At 75.3% G+C, this 16,325-nt stretch carries 14 protein-coding genes; 8 read left to right on the forward strand and 6 right to left on the reverse strand.

Features of this window, described 5'->3' with window-relative positions; all coding sequences use genetic code 11:
- Positions 1 to 118 precede the first annotated feature (118 nt).
- The 4 genes from ACFV46_RS22225 (at position 119) to ACFV46_RS22240 (ending at position 4,941) form a co-directional block, all read left to right on the forward strand.
- Positions 119 to 1,606 (forward strand): cellulose binding domain-containing protein, encoded by a 1,488-nt coding sequence (locus tag ACFV46_RS22225; protein WP_385499362.1) that lies wholly within the window; start codon positions 119 to 121, stop codon positions 1,604 to 1,606.
- A gap of 227 nt (positions 1,607 to 1,833) precedes the next feature.
- Positions 1,834 to 2,940 carry a ribosome small subunit-dependent GTPase A gene (gene rsgA, locus ACFV46_RS22230; RefSeq protein ID WP_361932337.1) on the forward strand — a complete coding sequence of 369 codons (1,107 nt, stop codon included), beginning with the start codon at positions 1,834 to 1,836 and terminating at the stop codon, positions 2,938 to 2,940.
- A 79-nt stretch (positions 2,941 to 3,019) separates the two neighbouring features.
- A complete protein-coding gene (locus ACFV46_RS22235) occupies positions 3,020 to 4,426 on the forward strand; it encodes a DNA-3-methyladenine glycosylase 2 family protein (protein WP_385499364.1) in 1,407 nt (468 codons plus the stop codon).
- Entirely contained in the window at positions 4,423 to 4,941 is a 519-nt protein-coding gene (locus ACFV46_RS22240; RefSeq protein ID WP_361932332.1) for a methylated-DNA--[protein]-cysteine S-methyltransferase, read from the forward strand. The genes ACFV46_RS22235 and ACFV46_RS22240 overlap by 4 nt, the downstream gene beginning before the upstream one ends.
- A gap of 7 nt (positions 4,942 to 4,948) precedes the next feature.
- Here ACFV46_RS22240 and ACFV46_RS22245 read toward each other — a convergent pair whose 3' ends face one another.
- Positions 4,949 to 5,431 (reverse strand): DUF456 domain-containing protein, encoded by a 483-nt coding sequence (locus ACFV46_RS22245; RefSeq protein ID WP_361932329.1) that lies wholly within the window; start codon positions 5,429 to 5,431, stop codon positions 4,949 to 4,951.
- A gap of 186 nt (positions 5,432 to 5,617) precedes the next feature.
- On the opposite strand from ACFV46_RS22245, the gene ACFV46_RS22250 reads away from it, so the two are divergent.
- Positions 5,618 to 6,916 carry a protein phosphatase 2C domain-containing protein gene (locus ACFV46_RS22250; protein WP_385499365.1) on the forward strand — a complete coding sequence of 433 codons (1,299 nt, stop codon included), beginning with the start codon at positions 5,618 to 5,620 and terminating at the stop codon, positions 6,914 to 6,916.
- Here the strand turns inward: ACFV46_RS22250 and ACFV46_RS22255 are convergent, their stop codons facing one another.
- A complete protein-coding gene (locus tag ACFV46_RS22255) occupies positions 6,917 to 8,233 on the reverse strand; it encodes a helix-turn-helix domain-containing protein (RefSeq protein WP_385499367.1) in 1,317 nt (438 codons plus the stop codon).
- Positions 8,234 to 8,484: 251 nt separating this feature from the next.
- Between ACFV46_RS22255 and ACFV46_RS22260 the strand changes: the two genes are divergently transcribed.
- Both ACFV46_RS22260 and ACFV46_RS22265 read left to right on the forward strand, forming a co-directional pair.
- Positions 8,485 to 9,099 (forward strand): hypothetical protein, encoded by a 615-nt coding sequence (locus ACFV46_RS22260; RefSeq protein ID WP_361932319.1) that lies wholly within the window; start codon positions 8,485 to 8,487, stop codon positions 9,097 to 9,099.
- Between the two features lie 557 nt (positions 9,100 to 9,656).
- Complete coding sequence (locus tag ACFV46_RS22265) at positions 9,657 to 10,136, forward strand: ATP-binding protein (RefSeq protein WP_376726895.1); 480 nt, start codon at positions 9,657 to 9,659, stop codon at positions 10,134 to 10,136.
- A 69-nt stretch (positions 10,137 to 10,205) separates the two neighbouring features.
- On the opposite strand, the gene ACFV46_RS22270 is transcribed toward ACFV46_RS22265, so the two are convergent.
- Together ACFV46_RS22270 and ACFV46_RS22275 are read right to left on the reverse strand one after the other, a co-directional pair.
- A complete protein-coding gene (locus ACFV46_RS22270; protein ID WP_361932313.1) occupies positions 10,206 to 11,243 on the reverse strand; it encodes a DUF2637 domain-containing protein in 1,038 nt (345 codons plus the stop codon).
- A gap of 329 nt (positions 11,244 to 11,572) precedes the next feature.
- Positions 11,573 to 12,424 carry a (2Fe-2S)-binding protein gene (locus tag ACFV46_RS22275; protein ID WP_361932310.1) on the reverse strand — a complete coding sequence of 284 codons (852 nt, stop codon included), beginning with the start codon at positions 12,422 to 12,424 and terminating at the stop codon, positions 11,573 to 11,575.
- Between the two features lie 153 nt (positions 12,425 to 12,577).
- On the opposite strand from ACFV46_RS22275, the gene ACFV46_RS22280 reads away from it, so the two are divergent.
- On the forward strand, positions 12,578 to 13,378 hold the full coding sequence (locus tag ACFV46_RS22280; RefSeq protein WP_385499369.1) for a GntR family transcriptional regulator: 801 nt from the start codon (positions 12,578 to 12,580) through the stop codon (positions 13,376 to 13,378).
- Between the two features lie 43 nt (positions 13,379 to 13,421).
- Here the strand turns inward: ACFV46_RS22280 and ACFV46_RS22285 are convergent, their stop codons facing one another.
- Together ACFV46_RS22285 and ACFV46_RS22290 are read right to left on the reverse strand one after the other, a co-directional pair.
- On the reverse strand, positions 13,422 to 14,186 hold the full coding sequence (locus ACFV46_RS22285) for a hypothetical protein (protein WP_376726896.1): 765 nt from the start codon (positions 14,184 to 14,186) through the stop codon (positions 13,422 to 13,424).
- A 168-nt stretch (positions 14,187 to 14,354) separates the two neighbouring features.
- The gene (locus ACFV46_RS22290) at positions 14,355 to 16,019 is read right to left on the reverse strand and encodes a PucR family transcriptional regulator ligand-binding domain-containing protein (RefSeq protein WP_361932302.1); all 1,665 of its coding nucleotides are present in this window, start codon (positions 16,017 to 16,019) and stop codon (positions 14,355 to 14,357) included.
- Between the last annotated feature and the right edge of the window lie 306 nt (positions 16,020 to 16,325).

A 16,325-nucleotide genomic window follows, 5' to 3' on the forward strand; every position in this document is an offset into this window, starting at 1 on the left:
GAACAGAGCGCTTGTCAGTTGTGACGGAGACGTGAAAAGCTCCTGCCCTGCCGCGAGGTAACCCACAACTCCCCTTTTCCTTGGGTGAGTTGTCCTCGGATGTGGATGCAGGAGACTCATGCCGGACCTGCCGACCCCTCAGGACGCCACCGAGGCGGCCCTGTTCGCCGAGTGCTGGGACGCCGTGCTGTCGTACGCCGACCTGTGCACCGTCGGCCCCGAGTCGGCGGGCCATCTGGCCTCGGAGGCCTTCGCGGCCGGACTGCGCGAGGCCCGCGAGGCCGGGACGGGGCCGGGTGCCGCCCGCCGTCCGGCCCGGCTGCCCCGCGTCCCCCTGCTGCTGGTCGCCGTGCGCACCACGGCGGCCGCCTGGGAGGAGGGCGGCCGGGGCGACGGCCTCGACCCCGACCTGAGGCTGTGGCTCAACTCCGAGCAGGCCGCCCGCTATTCGGGCCCCCCGCTCGGACGCCCCGTCGCGTTGCGCGGCCTGCGGGACATGCAGGAACCGGACGCGGCCCTGCTGTGGCTCACCGAGGTCGAGGCGCTCCCACCGCACGTCGTCGCCCGCAGGCTGGGCCTCGACCCGGCCACCGTCTCCGACGAACTCGCCCAGGTGCGCGCCCTGTTCCGGGACCGCTGCCGGCGCAACCACCTCGACACCCCGATGGACGCGCGCTGCCGCAGCTACGCCCGCCTCCTCGACGCGGTGAACCGCTCGCCCGCCGCCGACATGCCCGGCGACCTCTCCCGTCACCTCGCCACCTGTGTGCCGTGCGCCGAGGCCGCCGCCTGTCTGCGGCCGCACGGCGGCGGCCTGCCCGCCGCCCTCGCCGGGGGTGTGCTCGGCTGGGGCGGCCTCGCCTATCTGGAGCGCCGCCGCCGCGCCGCCGAGGCACGCCTGGCCGCCCACCCCGGCGCGGACACGGACACCGGTCCGGCCCGCCCGGGCGCGCAGAAGGCGCGGATGGTGCGCGGCGCCCTGCTCGTCACCGCCGTCCTCGTCTCCGGGCTCGCCCTCGCGGTGTCGATGACCCAGGGCGGCTCCTCCGCCGGCGCCCGTGCGGCCGACGGCGACCTCACCGAACGCCGCCCGGTCGCCGACCCCACGATCTCCCTGCCGGTCACGGCCGCCACCCGGCCGGCCCGCGAGGCCCCGAAGCCGTCGGCGAGCGCCTCGCGCTCCACGGACCCCTCCCCGCGCGACCCCGACCCGGACCCCGAACCGCAGGGCACCACCTCCCCGACGGCCCGCCCGGACACACCCCGGCCCTCCACGTCCCCAACCCCCTCCTGCACGGCCGTCTACGACCTCGTCAACGAGTGGACCGACGGCTTCCAGGCCATCGTCACCGTCACCACCGACCGCCCTCTGGACGGCTGGAGCGTCGCCTGGTCCTTCCGGGACGGCCAGCGGGTCGGCCAGATGTGGGACGCCGCCTACGCCCAGAACGGCCCCCGCGTCACCGCCTCCGCCGCCGACTACAACAAGTCCGTGGCGGCCGGCGGCAAGATCACCTTCGGTTTCCTGGGCTCCTGGCGGGGTGCCAACTCCCCGGCGTACGACCTCGCTCTCGACGGGCGGGCCTGCGCCCTGAAAACCGGTTGACGGCGGTGTGCGGGGCCCGGCTAGAGTGACGGCGTTCCCACAGCGGTGGCCCACGGCCGCCGCCGTCCGACGGAAGTGACGAGGAGGTGCCGACCGATGGCTGTCTTTGCGACGAGCGCTGCCCGCAAGCGATCCATCCCGTCCACCTCCGTGGCCACCGGCTGACACCACACTCCCGCGCGCCCTCACGCGCGCCGGCCGGGGCCGCCCTTGTGAAGGGTCACCCGTTGACTTCCAGCTCAGCCTCCTCCTCCGTCCACACCGCGCTCGCCCCCTACGGCTGGGACGCGGCATGGGCGGACGCCTTCGCCCCGCACGCGGCCGAAGGACTCCTCCCGGGACGCGTCGTCCGCGTCGACCGGGGCCAGTGCGACGTCGTCACCGCGGACGGCGTCGTACGCGCCGACACGGCCTTCGTCACCCCGCACGACCCCATGAAGGTCGTGTGCACGGGCGACTGGGCCGCCGTCGACCCCGCGGGCGCCCACCCGCGTTACGTCCAGGCGTATCTGCCGCGCCGCACCGCCTTCGTGCGGTCCACCTCCTCCAAGCGGTCCGAGGGGCAGATCCTCGCCGCCAACGTCGACCACGCCATCGTCGCCGTGTCGCTGGCCGCCGAACTCGACCTCGGCCGGATCGAGCGCTTCCTCGCGCTGGCCTGGGAGTCGGGCGCCCAGCCGATCGTCGTCCTCACCAAGGCCGACCTCGTACCCGACGCGGTGACGCTCTCGTACCTCGTGCGGGACGTGGAGACCACGGCACCCGGCGTCCCCGTGCTCCCGGTCAGCAGCGTGGACGGGGACGGCCTCGACGTGCTCGTCGCCCTGGTCGGCGGCGGCACCAGCGTGCTCCTCGGGCAGTCCGGCGCGGGCAAGTCCACCCTCGCCAACGCGCTGCTCGGCGAGGACGTGATGGAGGTGCGGGCCACCCGTGACGTGGACGGCAAGGGCCGCCACACGACCACCACCCGCAACCTCCTCGCGCTGCCCGGCGGCGGGGTCCTCATCGACACACCGGGCCTGCGCGGCGTCGGCCTCTGGGACGCCGAGACCGGCGTCGGCCAGGTCTTCTCCGAGATCGAGGCACTGGCCGGGCGGTGCCGCTTCCACGACTGCGCCCACGAGGCGGAGCCGGGCTGCGCCGTACTGGCGGCGATCGACTCCGGTGAGCTGCCGGTGCGCCGGCTGGAGAGCTACCGCAAGCTCAAGCGGGAGAACCAGTACATCGTGGCCAAGACCGACGCACGGCTGCGCGCCGAGCTGCGCCGGGAGTGGAAGCGCAAGGGCGCGCAGGGCCGGGCCGCGATGGAGGCCAAGCGCGGCCGGCTGCGGTGACGCGGGCCCGTCCTCCCGTCCTTTCTCAGTGTCCGATTCCCGCCAGCGCCGCACCCCGGTACGGCGGACACTGGACAGCGTGAAGGACGAGGACAGCAGATACGAGGCGGTGCGCAGCCGCGACGCCCGGTTCGACGGCGAGTTCTTCTTCGCCGTCGAGACGACCGGCGTCTACTGCCGCCCCAGCTGCCCGGCGGTCACGCCGAAGCGGCAGAACGTGCGGTTCTTCGCGACGGCCGCCGCCGCGCAGAGCTCGGGGTTCCGGGCCTGCCGGCGGTGCCGTCCGGACGCCGTGCCCGGCTCCGCCGCCTGGAACGTACGGGCGGACGTGGTGGGCCGGGCGATGCGGCTGATCGGCGACGGCATCGTCGACCGGGAGGGCGTCGCCGGGCTCGCCGCGCGGCTCGGCTACAGCGCCCGGCAGGTGCAGCGGCAGCTCACCGCCGAGCTCGGCGCCGGACCCGTCGCACTGGCCCGCGCCCAGCGGGCCCACACCGCACGGGTGCTGCTCCAGACCACCGGCCTGCCGATCACCCGGATCGCCTTCGCCGCCGGATTCGCCAGCGTCCGGCAGTTCAACGACACGATCCGGGCCGTCTACGCCCGCACCCCGAGCGAACTGCGCGCCGCCGCACCCCGCGGCGGCCGCCCCGACGGGCGTACGGCCGCCTCGTCCGGCGGCATCCCGCTGCGCCTCGCCCACCGGGGCCCGTACCACGCCGGAACCGTCTTCGATCTGCTCGCCGAGGAGGCCGTGCCCGGCGTCGAGGAGGTCACCGGCCCTTCCGGCGCCCGCCTCTACCGCCGCACCCTGCGCCTCCCGCACGGCAGCGCCGTCGCCGCCGTGGCGGAGAGCACGGCGGCGCCCGGAAGGGGCGGGGCCACCCATCCCGGCGGCTGGCTCGACGCCCGGCTCCACCTCACCGACCTCCGCGACCTGACCACGGCCGTGCAGCGGCTGCGGCGCCTGTTCGACCTGGACGCCGACCCGTACGCCGTCGACGCGCGGCTCGGCGCCGACGCCCGGCTCGCGCCGCTCGTCGCGGCCCGGCCCGGACTGCGCTCACCCGGTGCCGCCGACCCCGACGAACTGGCCGTACGCGCCGTCGCCGGGCCCCGGCGGGCCGCCGAACTGGTCGGCCGGTACGGCAAGGCGCTCGACGCGCCCAGCGGTGGCCTCACCCATCTGTTCCCCGAGCCCGCCGTGCTCGCCGGCGCCGAACCCGGCGGACCGCTGGGCGCGCTGACCGCCGCCCTCGCCGACGGCGCCGTACGGCTGGACGCGGGCGCCGACCGGGACGAGGCGTACCGTGCCCTGCGGGACCTGCCCGGCCTGGACGCCCGCACCGCCGCCGTGATCCGTACCCGCGCCCTCGCCGACCCGGACGTGGCGCCGCCCGGCACCGACCTGCCCGACGCCTGGCGCCCCTGGCGCTCCTACGCGCTGCGCCACCTGCGCGCCGCCGGCGAGCCCGACCCCCGATGACCACGACCGAGAGGACCGCCATGGCCCCCCGCATCCCCTGGACCGAGGTCGCGAGCCCCCTCGGCCCCCTCCTGCTCACCGCCGACCCCGCCACCGGCGCCCTGACCTCCGTGTCCGTGCCGGGCCAGAAGGGCGGCCGGACGGTCCTGGCGGACTGGCGGCACGACCCGGGTCCCTTCCGCGCCGCCGAGGAGCAGCTCGCCGCCTACTTCGCCGGGGAGCTGAAGGAGTTCCACCTGGAGCTGAGCACACACGGCAGCGCGTTCCGGGAGCGCGTCTGGGCCGCACTCGACGACGTCCCGTACGGGGCCACCACGACCTACGGCGAGATCGCCGCGCGCATCGGCGCCTCCCGGCCCGCGGTCCGGGCCGTAGGCGGCGCGATCGGCGCCAACCCGCTGCTCGTCGTGCGCCCCTGCCACCGGGTGATCGGCGCGGACGGCTCGCTGACCGGATACGCGGGCGGACTCGAGCGCAAGGTCCGGCTGCTCACCCTGGAGGGCACGCTGCCGTAGGGGAGGGTCAGCCCCAGATCACCGCGCCCAGCCAGGCCCCGGCGATCAGCTGGCAGGTGAACAGCTCCGCCAGCACGCTGGAGCCGCCCGAGCGCATCGCCGTGCGCACCGCGGCCCGTGCCTCGCCGTGCCGGCCGAGGCGGCGCCGGGCCTCCACATAGGCACCGGCCAGGAACCCGGGCACCGAGCCGATCACCGGGACCAGGATGAACCCCAGGAAGGAGCCCGCGGCCGCGTACGCCGCCATGCGGCGCCCGGCCCAACCGGGGCGCAGCCGCCGGGGCGGAAGCGCCCAGCGCACCACCTGGGAGACGAACAGCGCGAGGGTGGCCCCGACGAGCACCCACCACGTGACCGGCTGGACGTCCTCCAGCGCCCACCACAGGACGGCGGCCCACACGAGCAACGACCCCGGCACACCGGGCACCATCACCCCGCACAGGCCGAGCAGGAGGACCAGGCCCACCAGCACGAGGTCCCAGACTCCCATCTGACCAGAGTGCAGGAGCCCGCGAGGACGCGCAGATCAGACGCTGCCGCCCGGGCGCCACGGCGCGCGGCACACGGTCGTACGCCCGTTCGTCCTGTCACCCGACGTGTCCCTCTCGGTGCCGTACGCGGCCGGATTTCCCGATGCCCCGTTCCCATCCGGGCCCCGCGGGGAAGAATCGGGTGCATGAATCAGCAGGGGGGCAAGCCCACCGGTCACGAGGACGACTGGTGGGGCCAGCTGTACGGCGACGCCGAGGACGCGGGCCCGTCCGCGGCGCCCGACTCGCTCGACGACCGGTACGCCTCGGCCGCGGGCGCCGTGAACCGGCGGCCGGACACCGTCCCGGCGCCGCGGTCCGACCCGGACGCCCCCGAGCGGGAGGTGCCGGCGTTCCCGGCCGGTCTGCCGAGGCCGCCGGGCTTCACCGTGGAACCGGCGACGGGTCCGGCTGATGCGCCGGCGCCGGCTCCGGCGGACGAGGAGCCGCCCCCGCCGTCCGCCGAGGACCGGCCGGCCCGCGCGCCGGACTACGTGGGCGCCGGGCCGCCCACCTACGACCCCGAACCGACCGCGCTGCCCCCGGCCGACCCGGACGACCTCGGGGACCTGGTCGCCGACACCGTCCTCGACGGCGCCCGCTACGGCACCGCCACCCTGCGGGCCGTGTCCCTGCGCGGCGACTCCGCCCGCTACCGGGGCGAGCCCCGCCGCGACTCCCTGCTCACCGCCCGCTTCGGCACCGGCGAACACGCCCTGCTCCTGGTCGCCATGGCCACCGGAGCCCGTGCCACCCCGGGCGCGCACCGGGCCGCCGCCGAGGCGTGCCGGTGGATCGGCCGGGCCGTCGGCCGCAGCCACGAACGGCTCGCGGCGGACATGCGGGCCGGCCGGCGCGGCGATCTGAAGTCCGGGCTGCACCGTCTCACCGGCCGCAGCCTCGGCCGGCTCCGCGCCAGCGCCGTCGAACAGGGCGTCGACCCGGAGGAGTACGCGGCCGTCCTGCGCTGCCTGCTGCTGCCCGCCGACCCCGAGTGCCGCACGCGGGTCTTCTTCGGGGCCGGCGCCGGAGGGCTGTTCCGGCTGCGGGACGGGGAGTGGCAGGACATCGAGCCGCGGGTGACCGACGTCGCCGGCGAACCCGTCGTCGGCTTCGGTTCGCCGCCCGCCGAGACCCCCGAGGGCGACCGGCTCACCATGGACCTCGGCATCCCCACCCCGCCGAGCCCCTACGAACCGGCGCCCGAGCCGCCCCGCGAGCCCTTCCGCTTCCGTGCCTCCGTGGCCCGCCCCGGCGACACCCTGCTGCTGTGCACGAGCGGGCTCGCCGACCCGCTGCGCGGCGAACCCGAACTCGCGGCCCACCTCCGGCGGCGCTGGTCCCGCTCCGGGCCGCCCGGCCTCGCCGACTTCCTCGCCGACACCCAGGTCCGGGTCAAGGGCTACGCCGACGACCGTACGGCCGCCGCCGTCTGGGAGGCGTGATCAGCTGTACGGCACCCACGCCCGGTCGGACGTCTCGTACACGTAGCGCGGCAGCGACCCGATGCCCGTCGTACGGAACGGGCGGCCCGCGTCGTCGATGCGGACCGTGCCGGTGCGGCCCTGCGAGGACCAGTCGAGCTCCAGGTACCAGGAGCAGTCGCAGGCCCGGGTCTGTGCGGTGACCAGCAGCACCTCCGGGTCCGTCGCGGACACCCGGTAGGGCAGCCGCATCGCCGGGATCGGGGTGCCCGTGTCGTTGCCGTCCTGAGGGCGGGCGACGGGCCGGTCCTTGTCCAGGTCGACGTCGAAGAAGCGCGGTGTCAGCGCTCCGCCGCAGCCCCGGTCCATCGCGTACACGGAGCCCTCGAGCGGCGCCGCGCGGCGCATGACCCGGACCCGCAGTGCCTCCAGGACGACGGCCGTGGAACTGCGGCCCTGCACCGACACCCGGACCATGGTCTGCCGCCCGTGCACGGCGCCCAGCGAGGTCGCCCAGGTGCGGGCGTCCTGCGGCGGGGGTGGCGGCGGGACCTGCTGCGGCGGCCGGGTGAGGACGTAGTCGTGGCCGCACCCGGCCTGCCAGACATGCGCGTCGACGCTCCAGGCCAGGGGCGTGCCCGCCGCGGGCTTCGGCCGCCCGGTCCCCTTAGGCGCTCCGGTGCCGCCCGCCTCGCGCGGCGCCGACTTCGTCGAGCCGGTGGGGGAGGGGGACGCCTTGGTCGTGGTGGGTGCGGGAGAGCGGGGCGGGGACGGGCGGGACGTGGGCGCCGGTGTCGTACGGGCCGGATCGGCGGCCTGGACCCGGTCCGCGCCGCGGGGCCGGTCGTCCGGGAGGGCGGCGAGCGTGCCGAGACCGGCGAGGAGCGCGGTGGCCGCCGCCGTCAGCACGAGCAGCCTGCGGCGGCGGGAGCGGGGGCGGGCGGACGCGGGGGAGAGCGGGGGAGTGACGTCGGGGGCGGGCCCGGCCGGTGCCGCCGCAGGCTCGTCCGGTGCCTCGGCGGTCTCGTCCTGGGCCGGTTCCGGTGCCTCGGCGGCCGGCTTCGCGCCCTGGGTGCGTGCCCGCTGACGGGCCGCCACCGCGAGGATCCAGAGCCGGTGCAGCTCCAGCCGCTCCTCGGGGGTCGCCGCGCACAGCGCCGCGAACCGCTCCACGGGGGCGAAGTCGAGCGGGACGGCCTCACCGGCGCAGTAGCGGTGCAGCGTGGAGGTGTTCATCGCGAGCCGGCGGGCCAGTTGACCGTAGCTGCGGTCGGTGCGCTCCTTGAGCCGTCTGAGCAGCGCCGCGAACTCCTGGACGTCGTCCCGCACTTCCGACACCGTTCCCCCGTGTCCTGTCGGTCCCGGGACACGGCATCCCAGGCACTCCCTGTACCTGCACGTCACAGGGGCTGGGATGGTTCCACCGTCGCGGATCGGCGTCCGGCGCTTGCGGCCACCGGCTGTGACGGCTGATGCTTCTGGTGCCGCACCGACCGGGCCGCGACGACCGCACGGCGTCGGGCGGCCCGGCCTTCTTCGGCCTTCTTCCGCGGTCGTCACGCACCGATTCATCCCACGGGGGGACACCCATGTCCAGGACCATCCGCACCGGAGTGCTCGCCGCGCTCGCCGTGGCGGGACTCACCGCCGGCTCCGCGCTCACCGCCCAACCGGCCGGCGCCGCGCCCGGGAAGCCCGCGCCGAAGTTCCTCTCGGCGTCCCAGCTGCCGCCGCACCCCTCCGGCTGGACCGCGGGCCCGGTCTCCGACGGGGTGCCGCAGGAGCTGGAGTTCTGCTTCGGTGAGGCCCTGCTCGCCTACGACATCCGCCACCGCGACTTCCGCACCGACCTGGACACCAACGCCCAGCAGATCGTCGTCGTGGTCGGAGACGATGCCAAGGCGAAGGCCCTCGCCCAGCGGCTCGACCAGGAGGTGCGGCGCTGCGCCCGGCGGGCCGACGCCGATCCCGAGATCAAGGCCGAGTACCGCGCGTACGGCACGCTGCCGGTGGAGGAGGGGGCTCGGGTGCACGGGGTGCACACCCGCACGGCGTGGGGCGCGATGGACATCGGCCTGACGTCGGTCGGCCGGGACGGCGGCACGGTCACCCTCGTCCGGTGGGGGCAGATGGGGGGCTTCGCGGACGCGCCGGTCACGGCGTTCAAGAAGACGACCACCACCGCGGTCGACAAGCTGTACTGACCGCACCGCCGGCCCGGCACGGGGCCGCCCTCCCGTACGGGGGTCGGGCGGGCGGCCCCGGCGGGCGCGAACAGCGTCCGGTTTCAGCCACTTTCCCAGGACGGGGGCGTCGGCGCCGAGGGGCCTCGGCCGCCGACACCCCCGTCCACTCGTGTGTCCGTACCGGGTACGCCGTCTTCGGCAGGGCGGGGTCGGCGTTCCGTGTGATCCCGCCCGGTTACGGTCCCCTCACGCGGGCCGGCGCGGCGGCCGTGTGCCGGGGCGCCGCACGGCCCTCTCCTGCCCGCACCGGAGGACGGCACCGCCTCACGCCGTCACAAACCCCGTCCCGCCCCGTTCTGGGCGCGCGGCAGGTGCCGGTCGCGGCGCGTCCGTCGCGCCGGGCGGACGCGGGGCGGTGCTCCGCCGTCCACCCACCCGTCAGGACCGGCCGCCGATGGCCGAACACCCGGTCGTCGACGGCGGAGCATGACTGTTCGCCGCCGCGACCGGGGAATGGTTCCCGTGAACGTGTTCGAGCCAGGAGGGGAACCGACATCGGCACGCAGGCGGGGGTCATGAAGAGGCAGGCACGGGGAGGCGGTCCCACGGCGTACGGGGCCTCCTCGGCGAAGACGGTGGAGGACGGGACCGCGGACGCCGGGGAACACACGCGGACCTCCCAGCTCAGGCGCAGACTCGGCCGGGCCGACCTGCGGGCGGTACCGGAGGCGCGCAGGGCGCTGCGCGAACTGCTGCGGCAGTGCGGCAGGCCCGGCGGCTCCGACACCGCCGAACTGCTCACCAGTGAACTCGTCACCAACGCACTCGTGCACACCGACCGGGACGCGGTCCTGACCGCGACCGTGGGACCGCACGGACTGCGCGTGGAGGTCAGGGACTTCACGTCCCGGCGCCCCAGGATGCGCGTACCGGACGCCGACACCGGTACGAACGGCCGGGGCCTGCTGCTCGTCCAGTCCCTGGCGGACGCCTGGGGCGTGCGCGTGCACGGTGTGGGCAAGGTGGTGTGGTTCGAGCTCGGCGCGGACGTGTGACGCGCGGGGCGACGGGAAGGGGCGCGACCCGTGCCGTGGGTCGCGCCCCTTCCCGTCGTCAGGACCGGCTCAGCCGAACTGCTGCTCCAGGTCCTTGAGCTTGCGCTCCAGCGAGTCCAGCCGCGGCAGCGCCATCGTGTCGTCCTCCGCGGTCAGGTCCACGGTCACCGGTTCCGAACCGGTGCGTACGGGCTCAAGAGAAGGGCGCGTGCGCACGGGCAGTGGGTCCGGCGCCGATATGGCAGGCTCCGCGGTGACCTGCGACGGGGCGGGCTCCAGGGCCTGCGGCTCGCCCTGCCGGCCGGTGCCGCGGCCGATGAAGCCGCGGTGGCCGCGGCTGATGGCCTTGAGCTGGGCGCGCTCCATGCGCTCCTTGTCCCGGCGGCGCAGGCGGGCCGCCTCCTTCTGCCGCTTGTCCTCGCGGACCTCGTCGACCGCCTCGTCCAGGCTGCGGACGTTCTCCAGCAGCATGAGCGACCACGCCTTGTACGTCTCGCGCGGGGCCCGCAGCCAGCGCACGATGCGGATCTGGGGCAGCGGGCGCGGCACCAGACCCTGCTCGCGCAGCGCCGCCCGGCGGGTCTGCTTCAGGGCGCGGTCGAACAGCACGGCCGCCGACAGGGACATGCCGGCGAAGAAGTGCGGGGCGCCGGCGTGGCTGAGGCCGCGTGGTGCGTGGACCCAGTTGAACCAGGCCGCGGCACCCGCGAACGTCCACACGAGTATGCGCGAGCCGAGCGCCGCGTCGCCGTGGCTGGCCTCGCGCACGGCGAGCACGGAACAGAACATCGCCGCGCCGTCGAGACCGAACGGCACGAGGTACTGCCAGCCGTCGCTGAGGCCCAGGTTCTGCTCACCGAAGCCGACCAGCCCCTTGAAGGAGAGTGCGGCGGCGACGGCGGCACAGCAGAAGAGCAGCACATAGGAAGCCGTGCCGTAGATGGCCTCCTTGCGCCTGCGGCGCTCCTCGCTGCGCTCCCAGGAGTCCTCGGTCGCGTGCTCCCCGGACCGCTTGCCGCGCGCGAGCACCGCCACCGCCGCCAGCATGCCCAGGAGCAGCACGGCGCCCGGAAGCAGCCAGTTCAGCGATATGTCGGTCAATCTCATCTGGGGTCCCTTGCATTGGGATAGGGCGTAACGCCCGCCATAGTGGCCCAATCCCGCTGGCCCTCAGGGGGTTTCGGGGCAAGAGGCCGCCAAGGAGGTGCAAGGGGATGCCCAGGGCGGCGTTCTGCTCGAACTGCCGCTTGAGGGGCGGGAGTTGAGTTCGAACAACACTACCCGTGCGGGTGGTTCCACGGAAAGTTCCCGCGCGAAGTGAGGAAGTTGTGAAACGAGGGTTGCCGGGACGGGGTGCCGTTCGTCGGTGATCTTAAGGCACGCGGGGGTGGAACCGCTCCCGAGGGGGCGTCAGTTCGCCCTATGCGATGGCCTGTTCAGGCCGCCGCGCCCAGGAGCTTGGCGAGGCGGTCGGCGTCACAGGTGCGCGGGCAGGTCGCACACGTGTCCTCGGGGCGCACGGTGTAGAACATGCAGCAGCTCGCCCGGTCGCGGGTGGGCAGGGACTCGCCGTCCGGACCGGTCAGCTCACGGAACGCGGCCGAACCCACGTACGGCCGCGTCGCCCCCGGCAGCAGCAGCTCCAGCTCGTGGCGGGCCCGCTCCTGCTCGCCGTCCCCGAACAGATGCGCCACGTACCACAGGCCCTCGACCACCTCGTCGGTCGCCGTCCCCCACAGGGCGCGTCCGCGCCGCCGCATCCGGGGGCCGAAGCCGCCGAGGACCGGCTCCAGGTGCTCGGCGACGGACTCGCGCACCTCGGCCCGCAAAGCCTCCTCGTCGGGGACCACGCGCGCGCCGGGCAGACCGGCCGCCGGATCGCCGGGCAGGCAGGCGAAGGAGGCGGGACGCGCGGCGAGACGGCCCAGGGGGGCGCCGGGGTCCGTGCGGTCGTACGAGACATGCGTCACGGGGAAGCGCGGGACGCGGCGGAGCAGGAACCAGGGAACGGTGATCAGCAGGCACGCCGGCCAGGCGTAGCGGTGCAGCCCGAAGCTGGCGACGACGTCCGGGCGGGCGGAGTGCCCGTAGTCCCGCAGCACCTGGGCGTCGTCCCAGGCGAGGAACGCGTCGAGGGCGGCGCCGCCCTCCGCCAGCGCGCTCGCGGTGACCCAGCCGCCGTCCCGGGGCAGCGCCGCGTCGGTGGCGGGCTGGGTGATGTCGAGCCCCGGGAGGACCTCGGCGAGACGGGCGTAGGCGTGCGCGAGGGCTGAGGAGGGCACGGGCATCGGACCGCCAATCCGCGAGGCGCTGAAGGTAAGCCTTACCTTACCCCGAGCCCGGCGAGGTTTGAACTGTCGCGTTCTGCGCCTAAGGTGCTTGACGGGTGAGTAACAAGCCGCCGTAATACCCCACGTACCGACCGTCCCGGAGGAGGACCCGTGAAGCAGGGCGCGCGCAGCTCCGCGACGGCGGGGACGCCGAGGACGCCGCACGTCCAGCAGGCCGCGGCGGCCGCGCCGGAACCCCGGATCCCGGCGCAGGGCACGCCGTCCGCCGCCGCGCGCGGCGAGCACACCCACAGCGAGCCGCCCATCCCCGCGCCGCGCCCGGTCGTGCAGCGCGCCTCCGTGCGGGGGCAGATCCTCGACGCGCTGCGCACCGCGCTCGTCACCGGCGAGCTGGCGCCCGGCGCCGTCTACTCGGCCCCCGCCCTCGGCGAGCGCTTCGGCGTCTCGGCGACCCCGGTCCGGGAGGCCATGCAGCAGCTGGCCCAGGAGGGCGCCGTCGAGGTGGTCCCCAACCGGGGGTTCCGGGTCGTGGAGCGCGGCGCCCGGGACCTGGCCGAACTCGCCGAGGTCCGGGCGCTCGTCGAGGTCCCCGTCATGCTCCGGCTCGCCCGCGCGGTGCCCGCCGAGCGCTGGGCCGAGATGCGCCCGCTGGCCGAGGCGACCGTCCGCGCGGCGGCCACCGGATGCCGGGCCACCTACGCGGAGTCCGACCGCACCTTCCACCGCGCCGTGCTCTCCCTCGCCGGCAACGCCCAGCTCGTGCGGATCGCCGACGACCTGCACCGCCGCGCCCAGTGGCCGCTGACCGGCCCGTCCCGCCCCCCGGGCCGCGGCCACGCCGACCTCCTGGCCGACGCGGCCGAGCACACGGCCCTCCTCGACGCCCTCATCGCCCGCGACCTGGACGTCGTCCGCGCCCTGGTGGGCGAACACTTCGCCGGCGCCCACTGAAAGCGTTTCCCATGACCTCTCGGGCTGGACGCCCTCACGACTCTCAGGCCGTGGCCGCCGGTGGTGCCGGGGTCAGTTGCTCCTCCAGCCAGGTGGGGACCCCGCCAAGGAGGCGGAACAGGCGGCGGGCCTCCTCGCGGAGCCGGGACGCCTCCGGTTCGGTCTCCGTGTCCGCCAGGGAGACCAGGGCCGGGGCGGTGCCGACCAGGTAGCCCAGCTCCTCGCGGATGCGCAGGGACTCGGCGAAGCCGTGCCGGGCCTCGGCCAGTTCCCCGTCGCGCAGGGCCAGCCCGGCCAGGTGCCGCCAGGTGAACGACAGCAGCAGCGGGTCGGCGTGTGCCGTGGCGCCCGCGTGTGCCCGGCGGTAGGCCGCGCGGGCCGCCTGGGGCGAGCGCGCCAGGTTCTCCGCGAGGAGGCCGCGGCGGAAGTCCAGCAGGGCCCGGGCCGGCGCCCCCGGCGCGATCAGCGCCGCCGCCCGGCCCAGCGCCGCCCGCGCCTCGTCGGCCCGGTCGCGCACGGAGTGCAGCGTCGCCGCGTACGCAAGTTGCCCTCTTTCACAAGCGGCCGCGCCGCGTTCGTCGTCGGTGTGGGCCAGCGCCTCGGCCGTACGGAGCGCGTCCTCGGCCTCCTCCCAGCCCCGCTCGGTGTAGAGACACCGTTCCACCAGCAGGGCCGCGCGCTGGAGCGCGGCCGGTGCGGTGACCGGCTGGAGCAGGGCCGCCGCGTCCGCCCAGCACGCGCGGGAGCGCAGCCGCCATACCGCGGTCTGGAGTGGATCGTCGCCGGCGGTCGTTCCGTTACCAGACATGGCGGTATACGCCACCTCGCCCTCCCCGAGCACGCCATCGAGCTGTTGAGTGGTGGCGGCATCTCAGCACGAATCATCGCGCCCGGCCAAGAGGGTGGGTGAAGGATTTCACAAAGTCGTGGGACACGGACGGCACTTGGTGCCACCCCGCGCGCCCCCGCGCCGGGTTCAGCTCATCCGCAACGCCAGGAAGAAATCGAGCTTGTCCTCCAGCCGGGACAGGTCCCGGCCCGTCAACTGCTCGATCCTGCCCACGCGATAGCGCAGCGTGTTGACGTGCAGGTGGAGCCGGGTCGCGCACCGCGTCCAGGACCCGTCGCAGTCGAGGAACGCCTCCAGCGTGGGGATCAGCTCCGCGCGGTGCCGGCGGTCGTAGTCCCGCAGCGGGTCCAGCAGCCGGGCGGTGAACGCCCGCCGGACGTCGTCGGGCACGAACGGCAGCAGCAGGACGTGCGAGGCCAGCTCCTGGTGGCCCGCCGCGCACACCCGCCCCACGCGGGCCGCCGCGACCCGGCGCGCGTGCCGGGCCTCCTCCAAGGCGCCGCGCAGCCCCTCCGCGGAGTGCACAGCGGCGCTCACCCCGAGCGTGATCCGGCCGTCGTCGTCCAGCCCCGCCGACAGCGGCTCGCCCACGGCGTCCAGCAGCGCGTCGGCGAGGACGCCGGCCTCGGAGCCGTCGTGCTCGGCGGAGACCGCGGGCAGCGGCACCAGCGCGATCGCCTCCTCACCGGTGTGCGCCACCGCGATGCGGTCCGAGGGCTCCGGTCCGGTCGCGCGGGGATCGACCAGGATCTCCTCCAGCAGCGCCTGCGCGGCCGGACCCGGCTCGATGGCGCCGTCCGCCCACTCGACCCGGGCGACCACCACCTGCCAGTGCGGCGCCGCCCCGAGGCCGGGCAGCAGCACCGGCGCCGCCACCCGCAGCCGGGCGGCGATCTCGGCCGGCGCGGCGCCCGTCTGGACCAGCTCGAGGACCTCCTGCGCGAGCCGGCGCCGCACCGTGCGGGCGGCGTCCCGGCGGTCGCGCTCCACCGCGATCAGCTGGGTCACGCCCTGCAGCAGGTCCAGCCGCTCCGCGGGCCAGTCACCGGCGTCCGCCTCCACGGCCAGCAGCCACTCGGACAGCACCGTCTCCCGGGCGTCCCCGGCCGGCCGCCCGCCGCTGCGGATCGGGAAGAGCGAGTACACCGTCGTACCCAGGGTCACCCGGTGCGGGCCTCGGCGCCCCGAGCGGGCGGCCGCCAGATGCCCGGCCGCCAGCCGCGCGCACAGGTCGGGGGGCAGCGCGGGACCCGCCGCCTTCGAACCGGCTATCAGCCGTCCCGCCGGCGACAGCACCCAGGCCCGCAGGTCCAGGTCCGAGCCGAGCAGATCCAGGACCACGTCCGGGCCGCCGCCCGCCGGGCCGGACGTCATCAGCCGGCGGTGCCGGTCGACCACGGCCGCCAGGTCCCCGGCCCGCTCGCCGCTGACCTGCCGGACGACATGCTCGGTGACCGTCGCGAACGCCACCGACTCGTGCACCGCGAACAGCGGCAGCCGGTGCCGGGCGCAGGCGACCACCAGATCCTCCGGCACCTCCCCGAGCTCGGCCTCACCTGCCGCCAGCGCCGCCACACCGGCCTGCACGAGGATGCGCACGAAAGGGTCGGAGTCCGCGGCGTCCCGGCGCCACGCCAGACCGGTGAGCACCAGCTCCCCGCCCGAGAGATAGCGGCTGGGGTCCCTCAGATCCGTGGTCATGACACCGCGCACCGTACGGTCGAGCTCGTCCTCGCCGCCGAGCAGCTTCAGGCCCAGCGCGTCGGTGTCCAGCAGTGCGCGCAGCCGCATTCTCGTCGCCGCCGTTCCTTGTCTCGAAAACTACGATGGATCATGAGGGGTCCGTGGCAGGCCCGGTCACGGGCCGGCGAGCGGCCCCCACGGGCGGCGCGCTCGTCGTCTTTCGGACGGTGTCCCAGGTCACAGAGCCGTGCCGGATGTTTCCCCGGGGAAGCAGGGAGGTTACAGGTGTCCTCCGTTCATACGAATCTACAAGATGCCCGTCGTGGCCAGCCAACTCCTTCATGGTTTCCGTGACTGACCCCGGTGGAGCACGGGCCTGTGTACTGACGTCATTCCGCGTGAACAGCACATGAA

The sequence above is a fragment of the Streptomyces sp. NPDC059852 genome (assembly GCF_042731455.1).
Taxonomy (GTDB): Bacteria; Actinomycetota; Actinomycetes; order Streptomycetales; family Streptomycetaceae; genus Streptomyces.

What these genes read in the sequence shown, in the direction of transcription:
- ACFV46_RS22285 (WP_376726896.1), bottom strand. Translation starts at nt 14,186, where the DNA reads ATGTCTGGTAACGGAACGACCGCCGGCGACGATCCACTCCAGACCGCG.
- ACFV46_RS22245 (WP_361932329.1), bottom strand. Translation starts at nt 5,431, where the DNA reads ATGGGAGTCTGGGACCTCGTGCTGGTGGGCCTGGTCCTCCTGCTCGGC.
- ACFV46_RS22265 (WP_376726895.1), top strand. Translation starts at nt 9,657, where the DNA reads ATGAAGAGGCAGGCACGGGGAGGCGGTCCCACGGCGTACGGGGCCTCC.
- ACFV46_RS22275 (WP_361932310.1), bottom strand. Translation starts at nt 12,424, where the DNA reads ATGCCCGTGCCCTCCTCAGCCCTCGCGCACGCCTACGCCCGTCTCGCC.
- ACFV46_RS22270 (WP_361932313.1), bottom strand. Translation starts at nt 11,243, where the DNA reads ATGAGATTGACCGACATATCGCTGAACTGGCTGCTTCCGGGCGCCGTG.
- ACFV46_RS22225 (WP_385499362.1), top strand. Translation starts at nt 119, where the DNA reads ATGCCGGACCTGCCGACCCCTCAGGACGCCACCGAGGCGGCCCTGTTC.
- ACFV46_RS22260 (WP_361932319.1), top strand. Translation starts at nt 8,485, where the DNA reads ATGTCCAGGACCATCCGCACCGGAGTGCTCGCCGCGCTCGCCGTGGCG.
- ACFV46_RS22250 (WP_385499365.1), top strand. Translation starts at nt 5,618, where the DNA reads ATGAATCAGCAGGGGGGCAAGCCCACCGGTCACGAGGACGACTGGTGG.
- ACFV46_RS22290 (WP_361932302.1), bottom strand. Translation starts at nt 16,019, where the DNA reads ATGCGGCTGCGCGCACTGCTGGACACCGACGCGCTGGGCCTGAAGCTG.
- ACFV46_RS22240 (WP_361932332.1), top strand. Translation starts at nt 4,423, where the DNA reads ATGACCACGACCGAGAGGACCGCCATGGCCCCCCGCATCCCCTGGACC.